This is a genomic window from Methylobacterium sp. NPDC080182 (genome assembly GCF_050281105.1).
Lineage (GTDB): Bacteria > Pseudomonadota > Alphaproteobacteria > Rhizobiales > Beijerinckiaceae > Methylobacterium.
The window spans coordinates 208,289-229,212 of the sequence record NZ_JBNNWO010000003.1; the positions used below are offsets into that span (position 1 = coordinate 208,289).

Annotated in this window: 20 protein-coding genes; 15 read left to right on the plus strand and 5 right to left on the minus strand. The window is 74.3% G+C overall.

The window, feature by feature from the left end:
• Nucleotides 1–183: 183 nt before the first annotated feature.
• Genes ACQKQD_RS07040 through ACQKQD_RS07050 form a run of 3 tightly spaced genes read right to left on the minus strand, consistent with a single transcriptional unit; the run spans nucleotide 184 to nucleotide 4,435 of the window.
• Nucleotides 184–2,646, minus strand: coding sequence for a two-component system VirA-like sensor kinase (locus tag ACQKQD_RS07040; protein WP_427507932.1), 2,463 nt, complete (start codon nucleotides 2,644–2,646; stop codon nucleotides 184–186).
• Complete coding sequence (locus ACQKQD_RS07045; protein ID WP_427507933.1) at nucleotides 2,643–3,671, minus strand: cytochrome-c peroxidase; 1,029 nt, start codon at nucleotides 3,669–3,671, stop codon at nucleotides 2,643–2,645. Before ACQKQD_RS07045 ends, ACQKQD_RS07040 begins: the two co-directional genes overlap by 4 nt.
• Nucleotides 3,672–3,673: 2 nt before the next feature.
• Nucleotides 3,674–4,435 carry a response regulator gene (locus ACQKQD_RS07050; RefSeq protein WP_427507934.1) on the minus strand — a complete coding sequence of 254 codons (762 nt, stop codon included), beginning with the start codon at nucleotides 4,433–4,435 and terminating at the stop codon, nucleotides 3,674–3,676.
• A 374-nt stretch (nucleotides 4,436–4,809) separates the two neighbouring features.
• Here ACQKQD_RS07050 and ACQKQD_RS07055 point away from each other — a divergent pair, with 374 nt between their 5' ends.
• The 4 genes from ACQKQD_RS07055 to ACQKQD_RS07070 all read left to right on the plus strand — a co-directional run bounded on the left by ACQKQD_RS07055 (nucleotide 4,810) and on the right by ACQKQD_RS07070 (nucleotide 8,604).
• On the plus strand, nucleotides 4,810–5,112 hold the full coding sequence (locus tag ACQKQD_RS07055; protein WP_427507935.1) for a hypothetical protein: 303 nt from the start codon (nucleotides 4,810–4,812) through the stop codon (nucleotides 5,110–5,112).
• Nucleotides 5,113–5,222: 110 nt separating this feature from the next.
• Nucleotides 5,223–6,506 (plus strand): glycosyltransferase, encoded by a 1,284-nt coding sequence (locus ACQKQD_RS07060; protein ID WP_427507936.1) that lies wholly within the window; start codon nucleotides 5,223–5,225, stop codon nucleotides 6,504–6,506.
• Nucleotides 6,497–7,786, plus strand: a complete 1,290-nt coding sequence (locus tag ACQKQD_RS07065; protein ID WP_427507937.1) for a Bcr/CflA family efflux MFS transporter — start codon at nucleotides 6,497–6,499, stop codon at nucleotides 7,784–7,786. Before ACQKQD_RS07060 ends, ACQKQD_RS07065 begins: the two co-directional genes overlap by 10 nt.
• Nucleotides 7,747–8,604: an alpha/beta fold hydrolase gene (locus tag ACQKQD_RS07070; RefSeq protein ID WP_427507938.1), complete on the plus strand. Its 858-nt coding sequence runs from the start codon at nucleotides 7,747–7,749 to the stop codon at nucleotides 8,602–8,604. The genes ACQKQD_RS07065 and ACQKQD_RS07070 overlap by 40 nt, the downstream gene beginning before the upstream one ends.
• Before the next feature lie 82 nt (nucleotides 8,605–8,686).
• On the opposite strand, the gene ACQKQD_RS07075 is transcribed toward ACQKQD_RS07070, so the two are convergent.
• Nucleotides 8,687–8,926, minus strand: coding sequence for a hypothetical protein (locus ACQKQD_RS07075; RefSeq protein WP_056532465.1), 240 nt, complete (start codon nucleotides 8,924–8,926; stop codon nucleotides 8,687–8,689).
• Between the two features lie 244 nt (nucleotides 8,927–9,170).
• Here ACQKQD_RS07075 and ACQKQD_RS07080 point away from each other — a divergent pair, with 244 nt between their 5' ends.
• From ACQKQD_RS07080 to ACQKQD_RS07095, 4 genes are all read left to right on the plus strand, one after another.
• Nucleotides 9,171–10,433, plus strand: coding sequence for a cytochrome P450 (locus ACQKQD_RS07080; protein WP_427507939.1), 1,263 nt, complete (start codon nucleotides 9,171–9,173; stop codon nucleotides 10,431–10,433).
• Between the two features lie 307 nt (nucleotides 10,434–10,740).
• Nucleotides 10,741–12,042, plus strand: a complete 1,302-nt coding sequence (locus ACQKQD_RS07085) for a glycosyltransferase (protein WP_427507940.1) — start codon at nucleotides 10,741–10,743, stop codon at nucleotides 12,040–12,042.
• A 312-nt stretch (nucleotides 12,043–12,354) separates the two neighbouring features.
• Nucleotides 12,355–12,600 (plus strand): hypothetical protein, encoded by a 246-nt coding sequence (locus ACQKQD_RS07090; protein ID WP_091925740.1) that lies wholly within the window; start codon nucleotides 12,355–12,357, stop codon nucleotides 12,598–12,600.
• Nucleotides 12,601–12,608: 8 nt separating this feature from the next.
• Nucleotides 12,609–13,565 carry an adenylate/guanylate cyclase domain-containing protein gene (locus ACQKQD_RS07095; RefSeq protein WP_427507941.1) on the plus strand — a complete coding sequence of 319 codons (957 nt, stop codon included), beginning with the start codon at nucleotides 12,609–12,611 and terminating at the stop codon, nucleotides 13,563–13,565.
• A gap of 62 nt (nucleotides 13,566–13,627) precedes the next feature.
• Here the strand turns inward: ACQKQD_RS07095 and ACQKQD_RS07100 are convergent, their stop codons facing one another.
• On the minus strand, nucleotides 13,628–15,232 hold the full coding sequence (locus ACQKQD_RS07100; RefSeq protein ID WP_427507942.1) for an ATP-binding cassette domain-containing protein: 1,605 nt from the start codon (nucleotides 15,230–15,232) through the stop codon (nucleotides 13,628–13,630).
• Nucleotides 15,233–15,469: 237 nt separating this feature from the next.
• Between ACQKQD_RS07100 and ACQKQD_RS07105 the strand changes: the two genes are divergently transcribed.
• The 7 genes from ACQKQD_RS07105 to ACQKQD_RS07135 all read left to right on the plus strand — a co-directional run bounded on the left by ACQKQD_RS07105 (nucleotide 15,470) and on the right by ACQKQD_RS07135 (nucleotide 20,739).
• On the plus strand, nucleotides 15,470–16,219 hold the full coding sequence (locus ACQKQD_RS07105) for an SDR family oxidoreductase (RefSeq protein ID WP_427507943.1): 750 nt from the start codon (nucleotides 15,470–15,472) through the stop codon (nucleotides 16,217–16,219).
• Nucleotides 16,220–16,281: 62 nt separating this feature from the next.
• The gene (locus ACQKQD_RS07110; protein WP_427507944.1) at nucleotides 16,282–17,220 is read left to right on the plus strand and encodes a sigma-70 family RNA polymerase sigma factor; all 939 of its coding nucleotides are present in this window, start codon (nucleotides 16,282–16,284) and stop codon (nucleotides 17,218–17,220) included.
• Nucleotides 17,221–17,306: 86 nt separating this feature from the next.
• Complete coding sequence (locus tag ACQKQD_RS07115) at nucleotides 17,307–17,804, plus strand: peptide deformylase (RefSeq protein WP_427507945.1); 498 nt, start codon at nucleotides 17,307–17,309, stop codon at nucleotides 17,802–17,804.
• 129 nt (nucleotides 17,805–17,933) lie between these two features.
• Nucleotides 17,934–18,701, plus strand: coding sequence for an FkbM family methyltransferase (locus tag ACQKQD_RS07120; protein WP_427507946.1), 768 nt, complete (start codon nucleotides 17,934–17,936; stop codon nucleotides 18,699–18,701).
• Between the two features lie 202 nt (nucleotides 18,702–18,903).
• Nucleotides 18,904–20,022, plus strand: coding sequence for a sensor histidine kinase (locus ACQKQD_RS07125; RefSeq protein WP_091680433.1), 1,119 nt, complete (start codon nucleotides 18,904–18,906; stop codon nucleotides 20,020–20,022).
• Nucleotides 20,019–20,477 carry a response regulator gene (locus tag ACQKQD_RS07130; RefSeq protein ID WP_091925757.1) on the plus strand — a complete coding sequence of 153 codons (459 nt, stop codon included), beginning with the start codon at nucleotides 20,019–20,021 and terminating at the stop codon, nucleotides 20,475–20,477. The genes ACQKQD_RS07125 and ACQKQD_RS07130 overlap by 4 nt, the downstream gene beginning before the upstream one ends.
• 67 nt (nucleotides 20,478–20,544) lie before the next feature.
• Nucleotides 20,545–20,739 carry a helix-hairpin-helix domain-containing protein gene (locus ACQKQD_RS07135; protein WP_427507947.1) on the plus strand — a complete coding sequence of 65 codons (195 nt, stop codon included), beginning with the start codon at nucleotides 20,545–20,547 and terminating at the stop codon, nucleotides 20,737–20,739.
• Nucleotides 20,740–20,924: the final 185 nt, after the last annotated feature.

The window sequence follows — 20,924 nt, forward strand, 5'->3', positions numbered from 1 at the left end:
CATCGGGGGTTCCTCGCGCGACGGGGTCTCGGCGAGACTCGACCCGGCCCGTTCGATCGTCGGGGCGGCATCGCGCATCTGGCCGCCCGGCATGCCAGACCGGTCCCACGTGACGCCGAGCTTGTCAAAGCCGGGATAGCGCCCGCGTGGCCGGATCGCAGGATCCTGATGCCGCCGGTGCCCTCAGGAGACGGCAGCCGGGCGACGCGCCGGGTCGGCGGAGGCGAGATGGCGCCGCAGCGTCAGCGCCAGGGCGTTCGAGCGCCACGGCCGCCGGACGATGTCGGCGACGGGAACCGCCGCGAGGAGTTCCGGCTGCACCGCGTCGGTCGCCGAAAGCGAGAGCACGATCGGCCGCCCGGAGATCCGCGCGGCGCGGTGCGCGAAGGCCAGGCCCGAGAGATCGGCGAGACGGTTGTCGACGATCAGCAGATCGAACCGCCCCGGCTCCCGCCGCAGGACGGCCAGGGCCGCCTCGGGGTCCGCGTAGCCGACCGGCTCGTAGCCGAGCGCCGCCAGCGTCTCCTCGTCGTCCTGGACCGACCGGCGCGTGCGCCCGACCAGCATCACGGTCCCGCCGGCCGCCGCGCCGGCCGCGGCCTGCGGGATCACGGGCAGCCACACCGCGAAGGTGCTGCCGCTGCCCGGCGCGCTGCGCACGTCGAAGGCGCCGTCGTGCTCCTGAACGAACTCGAAGGCGGTGGCGAGCCCGAGGCCGGTCCCGGCCGGTCGGGTGGTGAAGAACGGCTCGAAGATCCGCGCGAGCGTGGCCTCGTCCATGCCGCGGCCGGTGTCGGACACGCGGATCCGGACGTAGGCGCCGGGCCGCAGGCTGCCGTGGCTCAGGGCGGCGGGACGCGGTAGGGCGACGCGGTCGAGCCGCACGTCGACGGCCGCGCCCGGCGCGGAGGCCTGGACGGCGTTGCGGATCAGGTTGTGGACCACCTGCTGCAGCTGTGCTGGCTCGCCGCCGACGCGGGCGCCTTCCGCGGTGCCCGAGAGCGCGATCGTGGCCGGTCCGGCCGTGGAGGCCCGGATCTGCGCCACGGTCTCGTGGACCACCGCGTCCGCCGCGCTGGTGCACTGCGCGGAGCGCGCGGGGCGGCCGAAATCGAGGATCTGGCCGGCGATCTCGCGCGCGCGACCGCCGGCCTGGACCAGCAGCCCGAGATGCTCGGCCGCCCGCCCCGGATGGGCCGGCAGGGCGTCCCCGGCGATCTCGGCGTGGCCCAGCATGACGTTGAGGACGTTGTTGATGTTGTGGGCGACGCCGCTCGCGAAGGTGCCGATGGCCTCGAGCCGCTGGGCGCGGCGCAGGGCCGCCTCGATCTCCCGGCGCTCGGCCCAGACGTGCTGCCGCTCCAGGGCGGCCGCGAAGCTGTCGGCGACGACCTGCAGCAGGCCGCGCGAGTGCCGCAGCCAGGGCGGCAGGCCGGAGGTGGTGCGCTCGAAGCAGAGCAGGCCGACGATCCGATCGCCCCGGCGCAGCCGCGCGCAGGCCCACGAGACGACGCCGCGCTCGGCCAGGGAGCGGCGCAGGGCCGGCGGCCCGGTCTCGTCCGCCACCTCGACGAAGATGAGGTCGCTGGCGGCGGCCGCGACGTCGTGAACGAGGGTCTGCTGCGCCGCCGGCCAGCCGCTCGGCGGCGCGAGGCCGGGCCGGTTCCAGAGATGCACCGCGCCGGTGCCGTCGAGCATGAGAACGTAGCCGTGATCCGTGTCGAGCCCTTCGCCCACCATGGCGAGGACGTCCACGATGCGCGTGTCGGTCTCGTCGGGCTGGATCGCCAGGAAGCGGTTGGCCGCCTGCGCCACGACGGTCTGGAAATCCACGGTCCGGCGCAGGATCCGGGTCCCGGCACGCATCAGCACCCCCACGCGGACCACGAGGGCGAGCAGCGCGAGGGCGACGGCGTAGAGCGCGAGACGGAATCCGTCCGCCCGGGCCTGGCGCCGGTCGCGGAGGCTTCGCCGGGATTCCAGGAGCGCCTCGCGGGCCGCCTCGCTCGACGAGGCCGGCAGCGAGCGCGTGACCGCGTCGACGTGCGGCAGCAGTTCCAGGAGCTGGCGCCCGTGCAGGACGATGGCGTCGACGTCGCCGGCCCGGGCGGCCGCCCCGTCGGCGGCGTGCAACGTCTCGAGACGGGTGCGGATGTCGGCGAGGCGCGCGGGCGTCGAGTCGCGCACGAGTTCCGAGATGCGGATCTGGAGCGCGGCCACCGCGCGCGCGAGGCCGGGGGCGATGTCCGACTCGGACAGCCGGTCGCTGAGCGAGTCGAAATAGGCGATCGAGTTCTGCACCAGGGCGTTGCCGGTCTTGAACCGTTCGACCATCGCGGCCTCCCGATCCACTGCTTCGGCCAGCGCCTGGACGTCGGGATCCCCGGCATTGCTCGCCTGCAGGTCGGCCCCGGCCTTCTGCATCTCGCGCAGGTGCGCGACGATCGGGTCGTAGTTGCGCAGCAGGCCGGTCCGGGCCCGCAGCACGTCGTGCTGCATGCGCGACTCGGCCAGAGCCAGGGCGTCGACGGTCCGCTGGGTCGCCAGGTAGGCGGCCTCCATCCCGCCGTTGCCGTTGATCAGCAGCCACGTGAGCAGCGCCGCGAGCAGCGCGCCGAGCGTGACGGCCTGCAGGGTCAGTCTCATAGCTGCGGCTTGCCGTCCTGAGAGGCTGCGCCGGGCGCTGGCGGCGCGGTCAGGGGCCGGCCCTCGTAGGTGCCGGTCAGGGTCCCGAGGAAGGCGACGATCCCGTCGATCTGCGCGGGGGTGAGTTCCCGGCCGAGCTGCGCCCGCGCCATGAGCCGCACCGCCTCGGGGAGCGTGGCGATCCCGCCGTCGTCGAAGTAGGGCGCCGTGACCGCGACGTTGCGCAGGCTGGGCACCCGCAGCACCTCGGCCACCTTGTTGGGGATCGTGACGAAGATGCCGACCTTCTCGAACAGGTTGCCGCCGACATTGACGCCCTGGTGGCAGGACGCGCAGCCGATCCGGCGGAACAGGTCGTAGCCCGCCTGCTCCGCGCCGGTGATGGCGTGGGCGTCGCCGCGCAGCCAGCGGTCGAAGCGGCTGTCGGGTGTGAGGAGCGTGCGCTCGAAGCTGTTGATCGCGTCGATCACCGTCTCCCGGTCGGCCGCGCGCCCGTAGGCGGCCTGGAACATCGGGGCGAGCACCGGGTCGCCGCGCACCGTGTCGAGGATCCGGGGCCAGGAACCGCCCAGGAACTCGGGCCGCGTCAGGGCGAGCTCGGCCTGCTCGCGCAGGCTCGGGATGTCGCCGGCCCAGCCCAGCCGGAAGCTGAGCGCCGCGTTGAAGGCCGTCGGCGTGTTGCGCGGAACCGGCGTGCCGTCGGCTGTCAGGTTCCGGGGCACCGCGCTCGCGCCGCTGGTGCGGATGTCGTGGCAGGTGACGCAGGCCCGGTCGCCCCCGCGTGACAGCCGCGTGTCGTTGAAGAGCAGGCGGCCGATCGCGGCCCGGGCCGGGTCCGCCTCCAGGGTGTCCGGCACCGGGGTGATCACCCCCAGCGCGTCCGCCGCCTCGGCGGAGAGCGCGGTGTCGACCGGCCTGTCGTGGCCGGCTGGCCTCTCGTGGGCGGCCGCGGCGAGGAGCGCCGCGGCGCTGCCGAGGAGCGCCGCGACCGCGACGCGCCATCGGTCTGCCCGGAACCGGGTCACGGCTACAGCTTCTCGACGGTCGCGGCGAGGACGTAGCCGACGCCGCGCTCGGTGACGATCAGGCGCGGCGCGCTCGGATCCACCTCCAGCTTGCGGCGCAGCCGCAGGATCTGGACGTCGATGCTGCGATCGAACACGTCCTCGTGGACGCGCGTGGCCTGCAGGAGCTGCTCGCGGCTGAGCGGGCGCTGGGGCGCGTCGAGGAAGGCCACCAGCAGGGCGTACTCGCCCTTGCTGAGCGCGACATCCGCGCCTTCGGGATTGGTGAGGCGCCGGCGACGCCGGTCGAGCACCCAGCCTTCGAAGCGGCTGCGGTGGGAATCCTGGACCCGCGCCGGGGCGGGCGCCACCTCGGCCCGGCGCAGGATGACCCTGACCCGCGCGAGCAGCTCGCGCAGCCCGTATGGCTTCACGAGGTAATCGTCGGCGCCGAGCTCGAGGCCGATCACCCGGTCGATCTCGTCCCGGCGATGGCCGGTGGTGATGATCACCGGCAGGTCGCTCCGGGCCCGCAGGTCGCGCAGCAGGTCGAGCCCGTTCTCCGAGCCCAGCCGCAGGTCCAGCACGACGAGGTCGAATTCGGCCTCCGCGAGCCGCTTCTCCGCCTCCGCCCGGTCGGTCGCCGCCGTCACGGCGACGTCGTGGTCGGCGAAGTGGTCCGAGACGATGCGCTGCATGCCCGCGTCATCCTCGACGAGGAGGATGCGGGTCGTGCCGGCGCGCGCGCTCCGACCCTGACTCCGGTCCAGACTGGATTCGATCATGGCCACCTCCGGTTCGCGGCGGCCCGCCGCGACGGCACGATCTCGACGCGCCGGTTCGGGGAGCGGGAGAAGCGTCCGGTCGGGCTGATAGCGCCACCCGGATGTCCTTCGCGTCCGTCGCCGGCCCGCCCCGGCGGCCAATCTGGGCGCGTCCGGTCATCGGGCCTTACACGGCTGAGTTGATACCACGCCCCCTAAAAGATTGCGCGCTCCATATTGTGCGTGACAGCACAGCGCGAGCATTCGTCCCAGCACGTACCGCATCGAACAAACGATATCGCCACCGTTACGGCTGTAACCGAGATCATCTTGTTGAGACACCGGGATGTAACCCGCGGAAATCAGGATCATGCTCTCGCAATAGAGAAGTGATCATGACTGACGCCGCGATCCCGGAGATCGGTCCGCACCTTCACCGAAATCTCTGCAAGTCCGAGCCCGACTGTCGGAAGCCCGCTGCTGGTCTTCCCGGGCCGTCGGGACGCCCGGCGCGGGAGCGCGGCGGCCCGGCTTCGTCCCCGATCGCCGCGCCGCAACCGGCGCTCGCCCGCCACGGACGATGGCTGCTCGACGCGCTGGTGGTCAGCTTCGCATTCGGCGGGTGCATTCACAGTATCCACCCGGACTACGTCGATTTCCTGCGCGATATCAGCAGCAGAAATCGGCACCGGACCTGACGCTCCTGCCGTCGAGAGCTCCACGTCGTCTTTCAGACCGCTCCAGGGAGGTCAGCCGAGTCGCGGCCTCCGCGCGCCTCCGCGCGCGATCATCTCGGGACATCCAGATCATGTCGCTCAACGTCCTCTGCATCTCGTGGGGCACCACCGGCAATCTCAGCCCCGTGCTCACGGCGGCCCGGCAGCTGCGCCGGGCGGGGCACCGCCCGCGCGTCATGGCCGACCCGGCGATGTGCGGGGAGGTCGAGGCGGCGGGCTTCCCATTCGTCGGCTGGCGCCGCGCCCCGACCGGCCTCGACGCCGACCCGGCCGATTTCTCGGATCTCGCGGACTGGCTGCGGCAGACGATGTTCTCCCCGGCCGGCGCCTACGCGGCCGACACGCTCGACGAGATCCGCCGCCTGCCGACCGATGCCGTCCTGAGCCTCGACCTCCTGCCCGGCTGCGCCCTGGCGGCCGAGGCGGCCGACCTGCCGCACGCGGTCCTGTCGCCGCATATCAGCATCCGCCCGCTCCCCGGCATTCCGCCCGCCGCGAGCGGCCTGACGCCGCCGCGGACCGAGGCGGAGCGGGACGCGGTGGACGCGGCGACGGCCGCCATCGTGTCGGCGATGGAGCGGGGCCGGCCGGCGCTCAACGCCGCGCGGCGCGCCTTCGGGCTGCCGCCGGTCGCCAGCGCCTTCGCCCATTTCGATCGCGCCGACCGCGTCCTGCTGGCCGTCAGCCGCGCCTTCGACTTCGACACGCAGGCGCTACCCGCCAATTACCGCTACATCGGCCCGCTGCTCGACGAGCCGGGCTGGTCCCGCGGGACGGGGCACGCGTGGTCCGGTACGGGACGGCGGCGGATCCTCGTCGCCGGCAGCACCGGCGCCCAGAACCAGACCGACCTGCTGCGGCGCGTCGCGCGCGCCGTCGGCGCGGTCGAGGCCGAGACCATCGTGACGACCGGCCCGAATGTCGGGCCCGCGGACCTGGCCGCCCCCGCCGCCGTCCGGGTCGTGGCGGCCGCCTCCCACGACGCCCTCATGGCGCGGGCCGACCTGGTGGTGTGCCAGGGCGGTCACGGGACGGTCAGCCGCGCGCTGCTGCACGGTGCGCCGCTGCTGGTGATCCCCCTGGCCCGCGACCAGGCCGACAACGCCGCCCGCGTCACCCTGCGCGGCGCCGGCCTGCGCCTGCCCGCCGACGCGGGCGAGGCCGAGATCGCCGCGGCGGCGAGCCGGCTCCTGGCGGAGCCGGGCTTCCGTAGGGCCGCCGCAGTTCTCGGGGCGGCCGTGCGGGCGGATCTCGACGCGGGCGGCCTCGTCCGCGAGATCGACGCGATGGTGGCGGCGCGCCGGGCCTCCGCGGACCGGGGCGGCGCCCGGGGCGGAGACCGGCTTTGGGCCTGATCCGCGCGCCCGCGCCGGCGCGGCCCCGCATCCGCCCCGGCTCGGCCGCCTTCTCGGCGCTCCTCGGGCTGCTGGCGGCGCTCCCGACCTTCGGGATCGACATGATCCTGCCGAGCCTGTCGGACACGGCGACCGCGCTGCACGTCCCGGCCACCGCGATGGGCGCGGCCATGGGCGTCTACCTGCTCGGCTTCGGCGGCGCGCTGCTGGTCTACGGCCCGGTCTCGGACCGGCTGGGCCGCAAGCCGGCCATCGTCTGCGGCTGCCTCCTCCTCGTCGTGGGCAGCCTCGGCTGCGGCGCCGCGCGGACGCTGCCGGACTTCCTGCTGTTCCGGGCCCTCCAGGGGATCGGCGCGGCGGGACCCGGCATGGCGGTCCTCGCGATGGTCCGCGACCTGTTCGAGGGCGAGGCCGCGCGCGCCCGGATGTCCTTCGTCGTCCTCACCATCAACGTGGTGCCGATGGTGGCCCCGACCGTCGGTGCCGGGCTGATGGATCTCGGCGGCTGGCGCCTGATCCACGCCGCGCCGGTCGCCGCCGCCCTGGCGGCCCTGGTGGCGATCCGGCACATCGACGAGCCCCTGCAGCGGGCCGCGGGCCCCGGGCCGGCCTCGGGGATCCTGCGCGGCTACGGGCGGATCCTGGCGAGCCGGGTCTTCCTCGGCCACGCCCTGTGCAACGCCGCGGCGGCCGGGGCGGTCTTCGCCTACATCACCGGCTCGGCGCTGGTGTTCGTCGACGCCCTCGGGCTCAGTCCGCTGGCCTACGGGCTGGTCTTCGGGGCGAGCTCCCTGTCGGTGATGGTCGGCGCCTTCTTGAACGGGCGGCTCGCGGCCCGGGGCGTCCCCCCGCCGCGGGTGATCGCCGCCGGCCTCGTTCTGGCGACCGGCGCGGCTTCCCTGCTCCTCGTCGCGGCGCTCGCCCGGCCGCCCGCGGCCCTGCCGGTGGTCGCCGCGATGGTCGGCGTGGCCCTGGCCTTCGGCCTCGTCTCGCCCAACGCCGTGCTTGGTGCGACGGAGCGAAGCCCGGAGGCGGCGGGCGCGGCCAGCGCCGTCGCGGTCTTCCTGCAGATGCTCGGGGCGGCCGTCGCCAGCGACCTCGTCGCCCGGTTCTTCGACGGCCGGTCCGCCCTGTCGATGGCCGCCGTGATGCTCGGCTGCAGCCTCGCGGCCGCCGCCGCCCACGCGGGTCTCGCCCGGCCGGCGCCCCGCGCCCCCTCCCGACCCTACGGAGAACCCGCATGCTCTTCGATCCGCCCCCCTGGCAGCCCCTCCACCTGACGCGCGACGGCGGCCGGCTCGCCCATATCGAGGCCGGGCCGCTCACCCCCGAGGGGCAGCCGCTGCTGCTCATCAACGGCTGGACCGGGGACCACGGCATCTTCACGCCGCAGATCCGGCACTTCTCGCGGACGCGCCGCGTCGTGGCGGTCGACCTGCGCGGTCACGGCGCCAGCGACGCGCCGGAGCGCGACTACACGGTCGCGGGCTTCGCCGAGGACGTCGCGTGGCAGAGCCGGACGCTGGGCCTCGCGAAGCCGATCGTGATCGGCCACAGCTTCGGCGGCGCGGTGGCGCTGGAGCTGTGCGGCCGCCATCCCGACCTCGCCGCCGGCCTCGTCATGATCGACTCGATCGTCCTGCCGTCGGCGGACGCGGCGGGCGGCGCCGCGATCGAGGGGCTGCTGGCGGGCGTCGGCGGCCCGGATTACCGGTCCGTCGTGCGGGAGATGGCCTGGGCGATCGGCGGCGCCTACGACCACCCGGCCCGGCGGAAGGCGATCTTCGAGACGTTCATCCTCGGCCCCTGCCAGCGGACACCGCAGCACGTGGCCTACGCGGCGCTGCGCGACATGGTGCTGGCCCACGATCCCGTCCCGGCCGCGCGCGCCTGCCGGGTCCCGATGGCCTACATCTCGGCGGACGTGCCGCTCGTGGCGGAGGCCCGCGACCTCGACCGGCTGCGGGAGCTCTGCCCGCAGCTCGTCACCGCCCAGACGCTGCTGGCGGGCCACTTCAACACGATCGAGGTGGCCGAGCAGGTCAACGCGATGATCGAGCGCTTCCTGGCGGTCGGCCTTCGGCCGCGCGCGCGGTAGCGGGACGCCGCGGGACCAACGCCCGTCAGGCGGGGGGGGACCCTCCGCGGAGGCCGTCCCGCGACCCGTCGCGCGGGGCGCGTCAGGACGCCCGGCCGGCCTCCGTCCGATCGCCCAGGAGGCGCCGCGCCGACGAGATGACCTGGAGCGTCTGGGAGCTCAGCTGCTCCTGGCGCGCCCGCTGCTCGTACTGTCTCAGGCGGACGATCAGGCCGTCCTCGTCCGGGATCCCGTGGTCCATACCGCCGATCACGAAGTCCGTGATCGTCCGTCGGAGCAGCGTCTCGAAGACGTCGTCCGTATTCGCCAGCCCTGCAACCATGAGGACTTCTCCTTCTGCGAAGCGGCGCCTTTTTCGAAGGGTCAAGTTACGGCATGATTTCGGAACATCTCACACACCATCCGCGCGGCGACCGGCGTGCTCTTCCGCACAAGGCGGCCGCGGCGGCGACCGGGCCGCCGGCGCGCCGCATGTTATGGCTGTAATGTTCGACCCAGCTCACGCAATCATCCTGTAGTCCGGGCTTCCGAGAGTTCTCGCGCAACACAGCAGCGAGAACCCACAGATGAATGCGACCGAAGATCTGACGCGACAGGCAGGCCCGCCCGAAGCCCCGACCGGCACACCGACCCGCGTCCCGACCGGCGTCCCGACGCTCACGGTGGCGGAGCTGGAGGCCGACCCGCACGGTGTCTACCGCGCCTGGCGGCCGCGGCTGCCCTTCGTCGGCCACGAGGTCGCGGGCGTCCTCGTCCTCCGCGCCCGCGACGTCGATCTGCTGATGCGCGACCCCCGCGCCCAAGCCACGGAGACGCTCTATCCGGAATCGCGCGCGATCCCCGAGGGCGCGCTGTTCGACATCTTCGCGCACGGCATGCTCACCGCCAACGGCGCGGTCCACCGCCGGCGCCGCTCGCCCTTCACCCGCACATTCGCGGCGCGCCTGATCGAGGGGCTGCGGCCCCAAATCCGCGTCGCCGCGGAGCGCCTCGTCCGCGACTGGCTGGGGGAGGGGGAGGTCGACCTCGTCGCGCGCTACACCGCGCAGATCCCGGCCCAGGTCATCGCCGACATCCTCGGCCTGCCGCGCGACGACATCCCGCGGTTCACGCACCTCGCCTACGAGGTCTCCCGGGTGCTGAGCTTCACCTTCGGACCGGAGGACATCCCCGATCTGGAGGCGGCGGCGGTCGCGCTGCAGGACTACGTGGCCGGGATCCTCGCCGCGCACCGGTCGGCGCCCCGCGCCGATTTCCTGTCGCGCTTCCTCGCGGAGACCGAGGCGGCCGGCGAACTCACGCCGCAGGAGGTTCTGATCCAGCTCGTGCAGATGATCATCGGCGGCACCGACACGACCCGGGTCGCCGGCGCCATGCAGGTGGCGCTGCTGCTGCAGCATCCCGAGCAGTGGGCGGCGGTCAGCCGCGATCCCGACCTGATCCCGGCCGCGGTGGCGGAGTCGCTCCGCTACGAGCCGAGCGCCGGCTCCGCCGGCCGGGTCGCCCGGGAGGACATTCCCCTCGACGGGCACGTCGTGCCGGCCGGAAGCCTGATGCTGCTCTCGACGCTGTCGGCGATGCGGGACGAGACGGTCTACGCGCGTCCCGACACGTTCGACATCCGGCGCACCGACCTCCCGCGCCTCCACCCGGTCTTCGGCGGCGGCGCGCACCGGTGCATCGGCGAGGCCCTGGCGCGGGTCGAGCTGGAGGAGGGACTGGGCGCCGTGCTGCGCCTCGCCCCGCGCCTGCGCCTGACCGGCGCGATGCCGGTCCTCCGCGGCCACAGCGGCATCCGCCGCATCGACGCGCTGCGGGTCGCCGCCTAGCGCCGTTCCCGACCGGATAGGGACGGCGGCGCTCGCCGAGCCCTTCGCCGCGCGTAGCGAGGTCCCTCTCCCGCACGGGAGGGGGACCAGGGCGCGGCTGCCTCGACAGGATCGCCGCCCCTCCGGACCGCTGCGACCCTGTCGCGCCGTCTCCCGCGCGTCCGACGCGCGCCCGTTGCAGCCGTAGCCGCTTCGGCCCCGCGCCGCAGCGACGCCGTAACGGACCGCCCCCAGCCTCGCTCCCGGACGCCCCGGCGATCGCGCCGCGATCGCGGCGCCCTCACGCCCCCCACGGAAAGGACAAGCGATGAAGGTCCTCCTCTGCTCGACGCCCGCCACGGGCCATCTCAATCCCCTCCTCGCCATCGCCCACATGCTGATCGCGGACGGCCACGAGGTCATGGTCCTCTCGGGCTCGGCCTTCCGCGACCGCATCGTGGCGGCCGGCGCCCGCTTCATGGCGCTGCCGGGCGCGGCGGATTTCGACGGCCGCGACCTCCGCGCGGTCGTGCCCGAACTGGCCGAGATCGCGCCGGGACCGGACTGGCTGCGCGTCGCCATGGAGCGCGTGTTCGTCGACCGCATCCCCGACCAGGCGCGCGGCCTGCGCGCGGCGCTCCGGGCCTTCCCGGCCTCGCTGGTGATCGGCGACGACATGTTCTTCGGCGCCCTGCCGCTGCTGCTGGGGCCGCGCGCGGAGCGCCCCGCCATCGTCCTGTGCGGCACGTCGATCCTGCACTGCGCGCGGCCCGATCGGGCTCCGGCCTTCCTGGGACTCCCGCCGGCCGAGACGCCCGAGCAGGAGGCCGCCTACGGCCGCATCGCAGAGGCCTACGAGGCGGCGGTCGACCGGCCGGTCGGGCTGAGCCTCGCCGCCAAGCTGGCGGAACTCGGCCGGGCCGCCCCGCCCTGGCCGCTGTTCGACGCGGTGGTCCGGCTCGCCGACACCTACCTGCAGCTGACCGTCCCTGGTTTCGAGTACCCGTTCCCGCTGCCGCCGACGGTGCGCTTCATCGGGGCGCTGCCGATCGTCCCGGGGCAGGCGGCGCTCCCGCCCTGGGCGGGCGACCTCGACGGCGCGCGCAAGGTCGTGCTGGTCACGCAGGGCACGGTCGCGAACCACGATTTCGGCCTGCTCGTCGGCCCCGCCCTCCGGGCCCTCGCCGATGAGCCCGACATCCTGACCGTGGTGACGGGCGGCGGCCGGGGGCTCGACGCCATCCCCGGCCCGATCCCGGCCAACGCGCGGCTCTCGCCCTACCTGCCCTTCGAGTGGCTGCTGCCCCGAGTCGACGCCATGGTGACCAACGGCGGCTACGGGAGCGTGAACCAGGCCCTGAGCCACGGGATCCCCCTCGTCGCCGCCGGCCTCACCGAGGACAAGGCCGACGTGAACGCCCGCATCGCGTGGTCGGGGGCCGGGATCGACCTCGCCGCGAACGACCCGACGCCGGAGGCGATCCGGAAGGCGGTGCGGACCGTGCTCGACGCGCCCGGCCATCGCCGGGAGGCGCGACGCCTCGCCGCCGAGTTCGCCGCCTACGACGCGAAGGCCGAGATCCTGCGGCTCCTGTCCAGCCACGGCGGCCGCGCGCGCAGCGCCGCCTGAGCGTCCGCCGCACTCGGCGTGGGACCGTCCCGGGACCGTCCCGGCGGGGACGGCCCCCGCATCCGCGCCCATCACGGCACCCGGTCCGATGGACCGGGTGCCGTTCGCGTGTCGGGGCGACCATTGGGGCGATTGTCGGGGCGACTGTCGGGGCGACGAGCCCGGACCCGGGTCACGACCGTCCCGGCACCGATCCCGCGCCCGTCCGTTGTTCGCGCCGCATGTCTGCTGTCATTGTTTTCCGATCCGCCGAAATCGCGGTGAAAGATCGGAGTTTTACTTCGGACGCTCCACCACGAGGAGCACGAGATCATGATCTCACACTGCACACGGGCCGCCGCAGCCACCGCGCTCGGGACGATGCTGACAGTCCTGGCGGCCCCGACCGCCGCGCCGGCGCAGCCGGTACCGCGCTTCGCGCAGCCCGACGTCCCGAGCGTCGCGGCGATCGCCCGGGCACGCCCGTTCCGGACGGATCTAGACCTCCGCTCCCCCGCCGTGGAGCGGGAGCATTCCCGGGCGCAGCGCATCATCGCCCGCGTCTGCTCGCGCTGCTGATGCCCGCGATGGCGCTGCGGGAGCCCCGCGCGGACACGGCGGACGCCTGTTCCGGGCTCGCTGGCGGTGTCGGGCGACGGGCGCGGGCCGTTCCCCTCCGCCGACACCTCGCCGTCGCGGCGGCGGGGCGCGGCCGGCTCCTCGCCGCGGCGCCGCTGCCGCTGCTCCTGGCGCTCGCGGCCACGACGACGCCCGAGCCCGTCACGGTCGGGCTCGGCGGGCTCGCCCTGGCATGGCTCTCGCTGCGGGTGCAGCGCCTGCGCGGCGCCGCGTGCGCCGCGACGCGGCAGCGGAACAACCTCGCGCGCCTGACCGCGCCGACGGTCGCCCGATGGGTCGCCGAGACGGATCGCGCCGCCCGGCGCCCCGGTTGGGAGCAGGAGGCGACGGTGCTCTTCGCCGACATCCGCGGCTTCACCCGCCTCTGCGAGGGCATGGCGCCCGGCGAGGTCGCGGCGTTCCTCGCCGCGTTCCGGTCCCGCGTCGCGCGGGCGATCGAGGCGGCGGGCGGCTTCGTCGACAAGTTCGTCGGCGACGAGGTGATGGCGGTGTTCGGCGTGCCGGACGCGGCGCCCGGGGATGCCGGTCGCGCCGTCGCGGCGGCCCGCGCGCTCGCGGCCGCGATGGCGACCTGGAGCCGGGAGCGCGGACAGGCCGGCCTGCCACCGGTGCGGGTCGGCATCGGGCTGCATCGCGGCCCGGTCTTCATCGGCGTCATCGGGGCGGAGCGGGTCGAGTTCACGGCAGTCGGCGACACCGTCAACGTGGCCCGTCGGCTGGAACAGATGACCCGCGCGCTGCCCTGCGACTGCCTCGCCTCCGAGGCGGTCGTCCGGGCGGCGCCGTCCGGCGGGGCGCGGATCGTCGCCGTCGGGCCCGTGCGCGGCGGCCGCACCGTCCTGCGCCTGTTCACCATCCGGCTCGATCCGGCCGGGACGCGTGCGGACCGAACCGACGCCTCCTGAAGACCCGGCGGGGCAGGGGGCGGCGACCGCGTCCCGTCCCGCCGCCGTTCCGGATGCCACCCTCAGGCGCGGGGCCGGTCGGCGAGGTCGTCGAGGTCGATGCGCCGGGTGATCCCCAACGCGTCCAGGAAGGCCGCGTCGTGGCTGACGACGAGGAGCGCGCCGTCATAGGCCGCCAACCCGGCCTCGAGAGCCTCGACCGCGTCCAGGTCGAGGTGGTTGGTCGGCTCGTCGAGGATCAGGAGGGGCGGGGGCGCGCGGTTGCCGAGCACGCAGGCGAGGGCGGTCCGGACCCGCTCGCCGCCGCTCAGCGCCGCGACGGGGCGGTCCGCGGCCGCCGCCCGGAACTGGAACCGCGCCAGCGCCGCCCGGCACCCGTTCGCGTCCTCCTCCGGGTTGAGACGCGCGAAGTTCTCCGCCACGGTCCGGTCGCGATCGAGGAGGTCGAGGCGCTGGTCGAGCAGCGCGGCGCGCACCCCGACCGAGACGCGGCCCGACCACGGGCTGAGGCGGCCGGCGACCAGCGCGAGCAGGGTCGACTTGCCCGAGCCGTTCCGCCCGCGGAGGGCGACGCGCTCCGGACCCGTGACCGCGAGGGACACGTCCCGCAGGACCGGCTGACCCGGCCGGTAGCCGACCGTCACGTCGGTGAGCGCGAGGACGCGCCGGTCGGCGTGGAGCCCGCTCGGCGGGAGCGCGATCGCGGCCGGCTTCACCGCCGCGATCCGGTCCCGGGCCTCCGCCAGATCGGCCTCGGCGCCGGCGCGCTGGCGCTCAGTGAGGCGCGCGCTCCCGCCCGCAGTCCGCTCCGCGTTGTCCCGGCGAGCCCCGGCCAGGATCCGGGGCAGGTCGCCCTTCGCGGAGCGGCGGTGCCCAGCCGCGTCGCGGCGCTGCTGGCGCTCGACGCGCTCCTGCGCCCGGCGGGCGAGGTCCGTCGCCCGCTTCTCGGCGACCGCGAGGTCGTGCTCGGCCGCGGCGAGACGCGTCGCCTTGGCCTGCCGGAAGGCGTCGAAATTGCCCCGGTAGCGGGTCGCCTCCCCCGGCGCGAGGTCCACGATCGCGTCCATCGCGTCGAGCAGGGCCCGGTCGTGGCTGACCACGATCGCGCCGGCGCGCCACGCCTGCAGAAGTTCCAGGACCGCCCGCCGCCCGTCGCGGTCGAGATCGTTGGTCGGCTCGTCGAGGAGCAGGAAATCCGGCGCGGCGAAGATCGCCGCCGCCAGCGCCGCGCGGGCGCGCTGCCCGCCGGAGAGGCGCCGGAGCGGCGTGTCGGGGTCCACCGCCACGCCCATCCGCGCCAGCGCTCCCGTCAGGCGCTCCGCGAGCGTCCAGTCGGCGGCGGCGAGCTCGTCGGCCTCCGCCGCACCGGCCTCCGCGCGGCGGAGCAGCGCCAAGCCCGCCGTCGCGCCGAACAGGTCGGCGACGGTCTCGTCGGCGGTCGGGCCCGCGAACTGGCGCAGCAGGGCGACCGTGCCGTCGCGGTGGATGCTGCCGCCCGTCGCCGCGAGGCGGCCCGCCAGGAGGTTCAGGAGCGTGCTCTTGCCGGCGCCGTTGCGGCCGACGATGCCGGTTCGCTCCTGCCCGAAGCTGGCGGTGATGCCGGAGAGGACGGCGCGCCCGTCAGGCGCGGTCCACGCGAGGTTCAGGAGGGCGAGCTGTGCTGGCATGCGGAGAGACGGTCCTGGCGGCAAGGCGGGGCGGCGTTGCAGTCAGGGTCAGTCTCATCGGCGTCTCGGCTCCGGCAGGGGGCCTCCGTAGCGCCGGTCGCGGCCTCTCGCAACGCCGCGGCCGTCGCTTTTTGCGGCGGGATGTCACAAACCGGGATGCTGCATCGTCCTGTCGCCGACCGGGACGCCGGAGCGGCAGGGTGCCCCTCGGCCCGGTCCGCGCGGGAGACAGACGTCATGAAGATCGTGGTGATCGGCGGCAGCGGGTTGATCGGCCGGCATCTGACGGCCGAGCTGGAGCGCGCGGGCCATGAGGCCGTCCCGGCCTCCCCGAGTACGGGCGTCGACGCCGTGACCGGCGCCGGCTTGGCCCAGGTTCTCGTCGGCGCCGACACCGTGGTCGATGTGGCCAACGCGCCCTCCTTCGAGGAGGCGGCGGTGCGCGACTTCTTCGAGCGCTCGAGCCGCAACCTCCTCGCCGCCGGCCGGCAGGCGGGCGTCAAGCACCATGTCGCCCTCTCGATCGTCGGCGCGGACCGCGCGGACGGCAACGGCTACTTCCGGGCGAAGGTCGCGCAGGAGCGGCTGATCGCGGCGTCGGGCCTTCCCTACACCATCGTCCGCGCCACCCAGTTCTTCGAGTTCGTCGCGACGATCGCCGAAGCCTTCGCGGTCGGGGAGCGGATCCTCGTACCGGACGCGGATTTCCAGCCCGTCGCGGCGGCGGACGTGGCCGCGGCGCTCGCCGCGGTGGCCGTCGGCGCGCCCGCCGACGGGACGATCGACGTCGCGGGGCCGGAGCGGCTGCCGTTCCGGGCGTTCGTCGCCCGGCGCGTGGCGGCCGCCGGCGACGGCCGCGCGGTGACGGTCGACGCCGCGGCCCGCTACTTCGGTGCCGCGCTGGCGCGAGGCTCCCTGGTCCCCGACGACGCGGCCGCGGCCCGCCTCGGGGATACGCGCTTCGAGACCTGGCTCGCGACGGCATGACGGGACCCGCCCTTCCCCGCGGGCGGGCTCCGCCCCGACGCGATCAGGCCTCCGGTCCGGTCATGCCGCCGGGGCGCGGGGACGGGACCGCCGCCTTCGAGGCCCACCGCCCCCGGCTCCTGCGCATCGCCTACCGCATGCTCGGCTCGCGCAGCGAGGCCGAGGACGTCGTGCAGGACGCGTGGCTGCGCTGGGTCGCGGCGGACCGGAGCGGGGTCGCGGCGCCCGACCGGTTCCTCGCGCGCGTCGTGACGCGCCTCTGCCTCGACCAGATCAAGTCGGCGCGCGCGCGCCGGGAGAGCTATGTCGGCCCCTGGCTGCCGGAACCGCTGATCGAGCCGCTGGTCGAGCCGGGGGCGGACGGCGTGGACGAGGACGACCTCACGCTGACGCTGATGCTCGCGCTCGAGCGGCTGTCTCCCTTGGAACGCGCGGCCTTCCTGCTCCACGACGTGTTCGGCCTGCCGCTCGGCGACGTCGCGGAGACGCTCGGGCGGGCGGCGCCGGCCGTGCGCCAGCTCGCGGCCCGCGCGCGCCGGAACGTCCGGGCCGCGCGCCCGCGCTTTCCCGTGACCCGCGACGAGGGCGAGCGCGTCGCCCGGGCGTTCTTCGAGGCCTCCGCGAGCGGCGATGTCGCGGGGCTGCGGACGCTGCTCGCCGACCGCGTGACGCTCGCCTCGGACGGCGGCGGCAAGGTGCTCGCCTTCGTCAACCCGATCCGGGGGCTGGAGCGCCTGCTCCGGCTCTACGCGGGCGCGCGGCGCAAGTGGGGCGACGGCCGGGCGGCGCTGATCGGGTTCGTGTGGATCGACGGGCTTCCGGGCTATGTCACCCGCGAGCGCGGCGGCCTCCTGCAGACGACGGCCCTCGCGATCGAGAACGGCCGGATCGACGCCATCTACATCACGCGCAATCCCGACAAGCTCCACCACGTCGCGCGCGCCGTCGCGGCCGGCCCGGGACCCGGCGACGCGGGCGGGCCTGCGGCGCGCCGGTCTTGACGATCCGCCCCGCGGCGCGGCTTGCATGGCGCGCGGCGGGCCCTCGCGGCGCCGCTGGTGAAACGACCCACGCGGACTGATCAACCATGCCGGCGCGCCCGCTCGTCCTGTTTCCCGATCCCCGCCTGACGCACCCGGCCGAACCGGTCGACGCGTTCGACGCGGCCCTGCGGGCCCTCGCCGACGACGTCCGGGACACGCTCATGGCCGAGAGCGCCATCGGCCTGACCGCCCCGCATATCGGCGTCCCCGCGCGCCTCGTGGTGGTGCGGATGTCGCCGGACGAGAGCGCCCGCGTCTACGTGAACCCCGTCGTGTCCTGGGCGTCCCCCGACACGGAGGTCCACGACGAGGGCAGCGTCAGCATGCCGGGGGTGCGCGAGCGGGTCACCCGGGCCGCCCGCATCCGCCTGAGCTACCGCGACCTCGACGGATCCGCCCTCGAGGAGGAGACCGAGGGCTTCCCGGCCGCGGTCCTCCAGCACGAGATCGACCAGCTCGACGGCGTGTTCTGGATCGCCCGCCTGTCGCGCCTGAAGCGCGAGCGACTGCTGAAGCGGTTCGGGAAGGGCCGGCCCGCCTGATCCGGTCGGGGCTCGCAGCGGGCGTCGGCTTCCCGCCGCGGCGCGCTGGCAGAGCCCGCGCGGGGCGGGCTACCATGGGCGCGACCTCGCCGACCCTCCGGACTCGTCCCCTCTGAACGGACCCTGCGCATGCATCCTGCCGTGGCCGCCGCCAACGCCTTCAGGGCGGTTCATGACGCCGGTCAGGTCCCGGACTACGAGCGCATCCTGCGGCAGGGCTACAGCCGCTTCCTCGCTCCGGGGGATGTCGTCGTCGACGTCGGCGCCCATACCGGGCTCCACCTCGTCGCGTTCGTCGACATCGTCGGCCCGACCGGCAAGGTCCACGCCTTCGAGCCGATCCCGTTCCTGATGAAGGATCTGGTGGGGCGCTTCGGCCGACGACCCGAGGTCGAGCTGCACGACGTCGCCCTCTCCGACACGGCGGGGCGCACCGATTTCACGGTCGCGAGCGTGCCCGGCGAGAGCGGGCTCCTCGCCCGCTACTTCAGCAGTCCCGCCATCACGTCCAAGACCATCAAGGTCAGGACGGAGAGGCTCGATACCGCCCTCGGTCACGTCCCCGCGGTGGCCTACATCAAGATGGACATCGAGGGCGGGGAGTTGAACGCCCTGAGCGGCGCGGCCCAGCTCCTCCGGCGATGCCGCCCGATCGCCAGCGTGGAGTACGGCTGGGCCGGCTACTCCGCCTACGGGCACGCGCAGGATTCCCTCTACCGGTTCGCCGAGAGCCACGGCTACATCTGCGCGGACATCACCGGAAACCTGATCGACGATGCGAGCACGTGGCTCGCGGTCAGCGACTACGTGACGTGGGATTTCTTCCTCGTCCCGCAGGAGCGTCGAGCCGACTGGGCCGCCCTGTTCGCGCGCCATCCGGAGCCCGGACCCGCGTGAACCGGACCCGCGTGATATGGACCCGGGCGGAACGGCGCGGCCGGACCGTCCGCGCGGCGGAACAACGGCTCCGCATGGTGCGTTGCACGCTCCCACCTCTAGGCCGTCCGGCGCGGCCAGCCACCCACCGTGCCCAGTCCCGAAGGTCCACCAGGATCGCGCGCAGGGTATCTCAGATCAACCCGCGTGAAGGGTCGTGACCGTGCCGAACTCGCGGCAGCCGTTTCAATCCTCGTCCGCCGCCAGCGCGCCGCTGGCGAGCCTGCGGCGTGGGTCGGGCCAGCTCTTCGAGAGCGAGCGTCGCCTCAACGCGGTCCTCGACAACGCCTCGGTGTCCATCTTCCTGATGGATGACCGCCAGCACTGCATCTACATGAACCGCGCCGCCGAGCAGTTGACCGGCTGGACGCTGCGGGAAGTCCTCGCCCGCGATTGCCCGCTGCACGACATCGTCCACCACACCTACCCGGACGGAAGGCCCTTCCCGCTGGAGGAGTGCGCGATCGACCGCGCCTTCCCGGAGAACAATCAGGAGCGCGGCGAGGAGGTGTTCGTGCACAGGGACGGGCACTTCTTCCCCGTGGCGTTCACTGCCAGCCCGATCCGCGACGACGCGACCAACATCATCGGGACGATCATCGAGGTCCGCGACATCAGCGAGGAGAAGGCGGCCGCCGAGCGCCAACGCCTGCTGATCAACGAGCTCAATCACCGGGTGAAGAACACTCTCGCCACGGTGCAGTCGATCGCCGCGCAGACCTTCCGCGGGCAGACGGACCAGACGACGCGCGCCGTCTTCGACGCCCGGATGGCGGCCCTGTCCAACGCCCACAACGTGCTGGTCGAGGACAATTGGGAGAGCGCCAGCCTGCGCGGCGTGGTCGAGCGCGCGCTCGCCCCCCACCTTTTGGCAGAGGTCGATGCCGGCCGCTTCCGGTTACAAGGGCCGGACGCGCGACTGCACCCTAAGGTGGCAGTGACGCTGGCAATGGCCCTCCACGAGTTGATGACCAACGCGGCGAAGTACGGCGCCCTGTCGACGCCCGAGGGCGGGGTCGCGGTGACCTGGTCCCTTCACGATCGCGATGACGGCCGTCAGCAGCTCGACCTGCTCTGGGAGGAGCGGGGTGGCCCGCCAGTCACGCCCCCGACCCGGAAGGGGTTCGGCTCACGGCTCATCGAGCGGCAATTGCCGCTGGAGTTCGACGGCAGCGCGGCGATCACCTTCGCGCCGGCGGGCGCGACCTGCCAGATGCGGATCCCGCTGACCCGGCTCGGCTGGATCGGCCAGGAGGCGGTCGAAGGGCCGCGCGCGCCATGACGCCGCTCGCCGGACGCCGGGTCCTGCTGGTCGAGGACGAGAGCCTCGTCGCCATGCTCGCCGAGGACATGCTGCTCGACCTGGGCTGCGAGGTCGTGGTGGCGATGCGCCTCGAGCAGGCCCTGGCTCATGCCCGGACCGAGGCGTTCGATCTGGCGGTGCTCGACGTGAATCTCGGCGAGGCGCGCAGCTACCCGGTCGCCGACCTGCTGCTGGCGCGCGATACGCCGTTCCTGTTCGCCACCGGGTACGGGCAGCACGGCCTGGACGCCGCCTATCAGGCGGTTCCGGTGCTCCAGAAGCCCTACCAGGCGGCGCCGCTCGAGCATCTTCTGCTGCGCCTGTTGAGCCGTGAGGGGCAGAACCGCACGGGCCCGACCGGCCTGCCACCCGCCTGCCGCTGTCGGGCGTCCGAGCCCGCCCACGGGCAGTTCCGCGCCGATCCGATCCGCTGAGGCGCCCGGGCCGGCGCGGGACCGGAGCGACCGAGTACGGCGCCGACCGGCGCGGAAGGGCACCACCGTGATCGATCTCAACACGGCGACGGCCGAGGAGCTGGACAGCGTTCCGGCACTCAAGGGCCACGGCTTCGAGATCGTGCGCTACCGGGAGGAGCTCGGCCGGTTCACCAGCCTGCGGCAGCTCGACGAGGTGCCGGGCCTCAGCGGCAAGACCGACGGTGTCGCCGATCAGGTCACGATCGCGGACAGTCCTTAGCGCCGGTCCCGACCGGTCCGGCGCGGATCTCGGTCAGGCCCGAGATCCGTCGGGAGAGGTCTGCTCTCGCGGAGCGCCCGGTCGGGGATCAGGTCCGTCCGGACGAGGCACATCCGGACCCAGCGGCTCTACGGCGCGCTCCACCTCGAAGCGTCCTGCCGCTCCCCAACGCCCTCCCGCACGGG

Bases quoted from the DNA above. Each gene is read 5' to 3' on its own strand.
- ACQKQD_RS07040 (WP_427507932.1), bottom strand. From the start codon at position 2,646: ATGAGACTGACCCTGCAGGCCGTCACGCTCGGCGCGCTGCTCGCGGCG.
- ACQKQD_RS07050 (WP_427507934.1), bottom strand. From the start codon at position 4,435: ATGATCGAATCCAGTCTGGACCGGAGTCAGGGTCGGAGCGCGCGCGCC.
- ACQKQD_RS07055 (WP_427507935.1), top strand. From the start codon at position 4,810: ATGACTGACGCCGCGATCCCGGAGATCGGTCCGCACCTTCACCGAAAT.
- ACQKQD_RS07060 (WP_427507936.1), top strand. From the start codon at position 5,223: ATGTCGCTCAACGTCCTCTGCATCTCGTGGGGCACCACCGGCAATCTC.
- ACQKQD_RS07070 (WP_427507938.1), top strand. From the start codon at position 7,747: ATGCTCTTCGATCCGCCCCCCTGGCAGCCCCTCCACCTGACGCGCGAC.
- ACQKQD_RS07075 (WP_056532465.1), bottom strand. From the start codon at position 8,926: ATGGTTGCAGGGCTGGCGAATACGGACGACGTCTTCGAGACGCTGCTC.
- ACQKQD_RS07080 (WP_427507939.1), top strand. From the start codon at position 9,171: ATGAATGCGACCGAAGATCTGACGCGACAGGCAGGCCCGCCCGAAGCC.
- ACQKQD_RS07085 (WP_427507940.1), top strand. From the start codon at position 10,741: ATGAAGGTCCTCCTCTGCTCGACGCCCGCCACGGGCCATCTCAATCCC.
- ACQKQD_RS07090 (WP_091925740.1), top strand. From the start codon at position 12,355: ATGATCTCACACTGCACACGGGCCGCCGCAGCCACCGCGCTCGGGACG.
- ACQKQD_RS07095 (WP_427507941.1), top strand. From the start codon at position 12,609: ATGGCGCTGCGGGAGCCCCGCGCGGACACGGCGGACGCCTGTTCCGGG.
- ACQKQD_RS07100 (WP_427507942.1), bottom strand. From the start codon at position 15,232: ATGCCAGCACAGCTCGCCCTCCTGAACCTCGCGTGGACCGCGCCTGAC.
- ACQKQD_RS07105 (WP_427507943.1), top strand. From the start codon at position 15,470: ATGAAGATCGTGGTGATCGGCGGCAGCGGGTTGATCGGCCGGCATCTG.
- ACQKQD_RS07110 (WP_427507944.1), top strand. From the start codon at position 16,282: ATGCCGCCGGGGCGCGGGGACGGGACCGCCGCCTTCGAGGCCCACCGC.
- ACQKQD_RS07115 (WP_427507945.1), top strand. From the start codon at position 17,307: ATGCCGGCGCGCCCGCTCGTCCTGTTTCCCGATCCCCGCCTGACGCAC.
- ACQKQD_RS07120 (WP_427507946.1), top strand. From the start codon at position 17,934: ATGCATCCTGCCGTGGCCGCCGCCAACGCCTTCAGGGCGGTTCATGAC.
- ACQKQD_RS07130 (WP_091925757.1), top strand. From the start codon at position 20,019: ATGACGCCGCTCGCCGGACGCCGGGTCCTGCTGGTCGAGGACGAGAGC.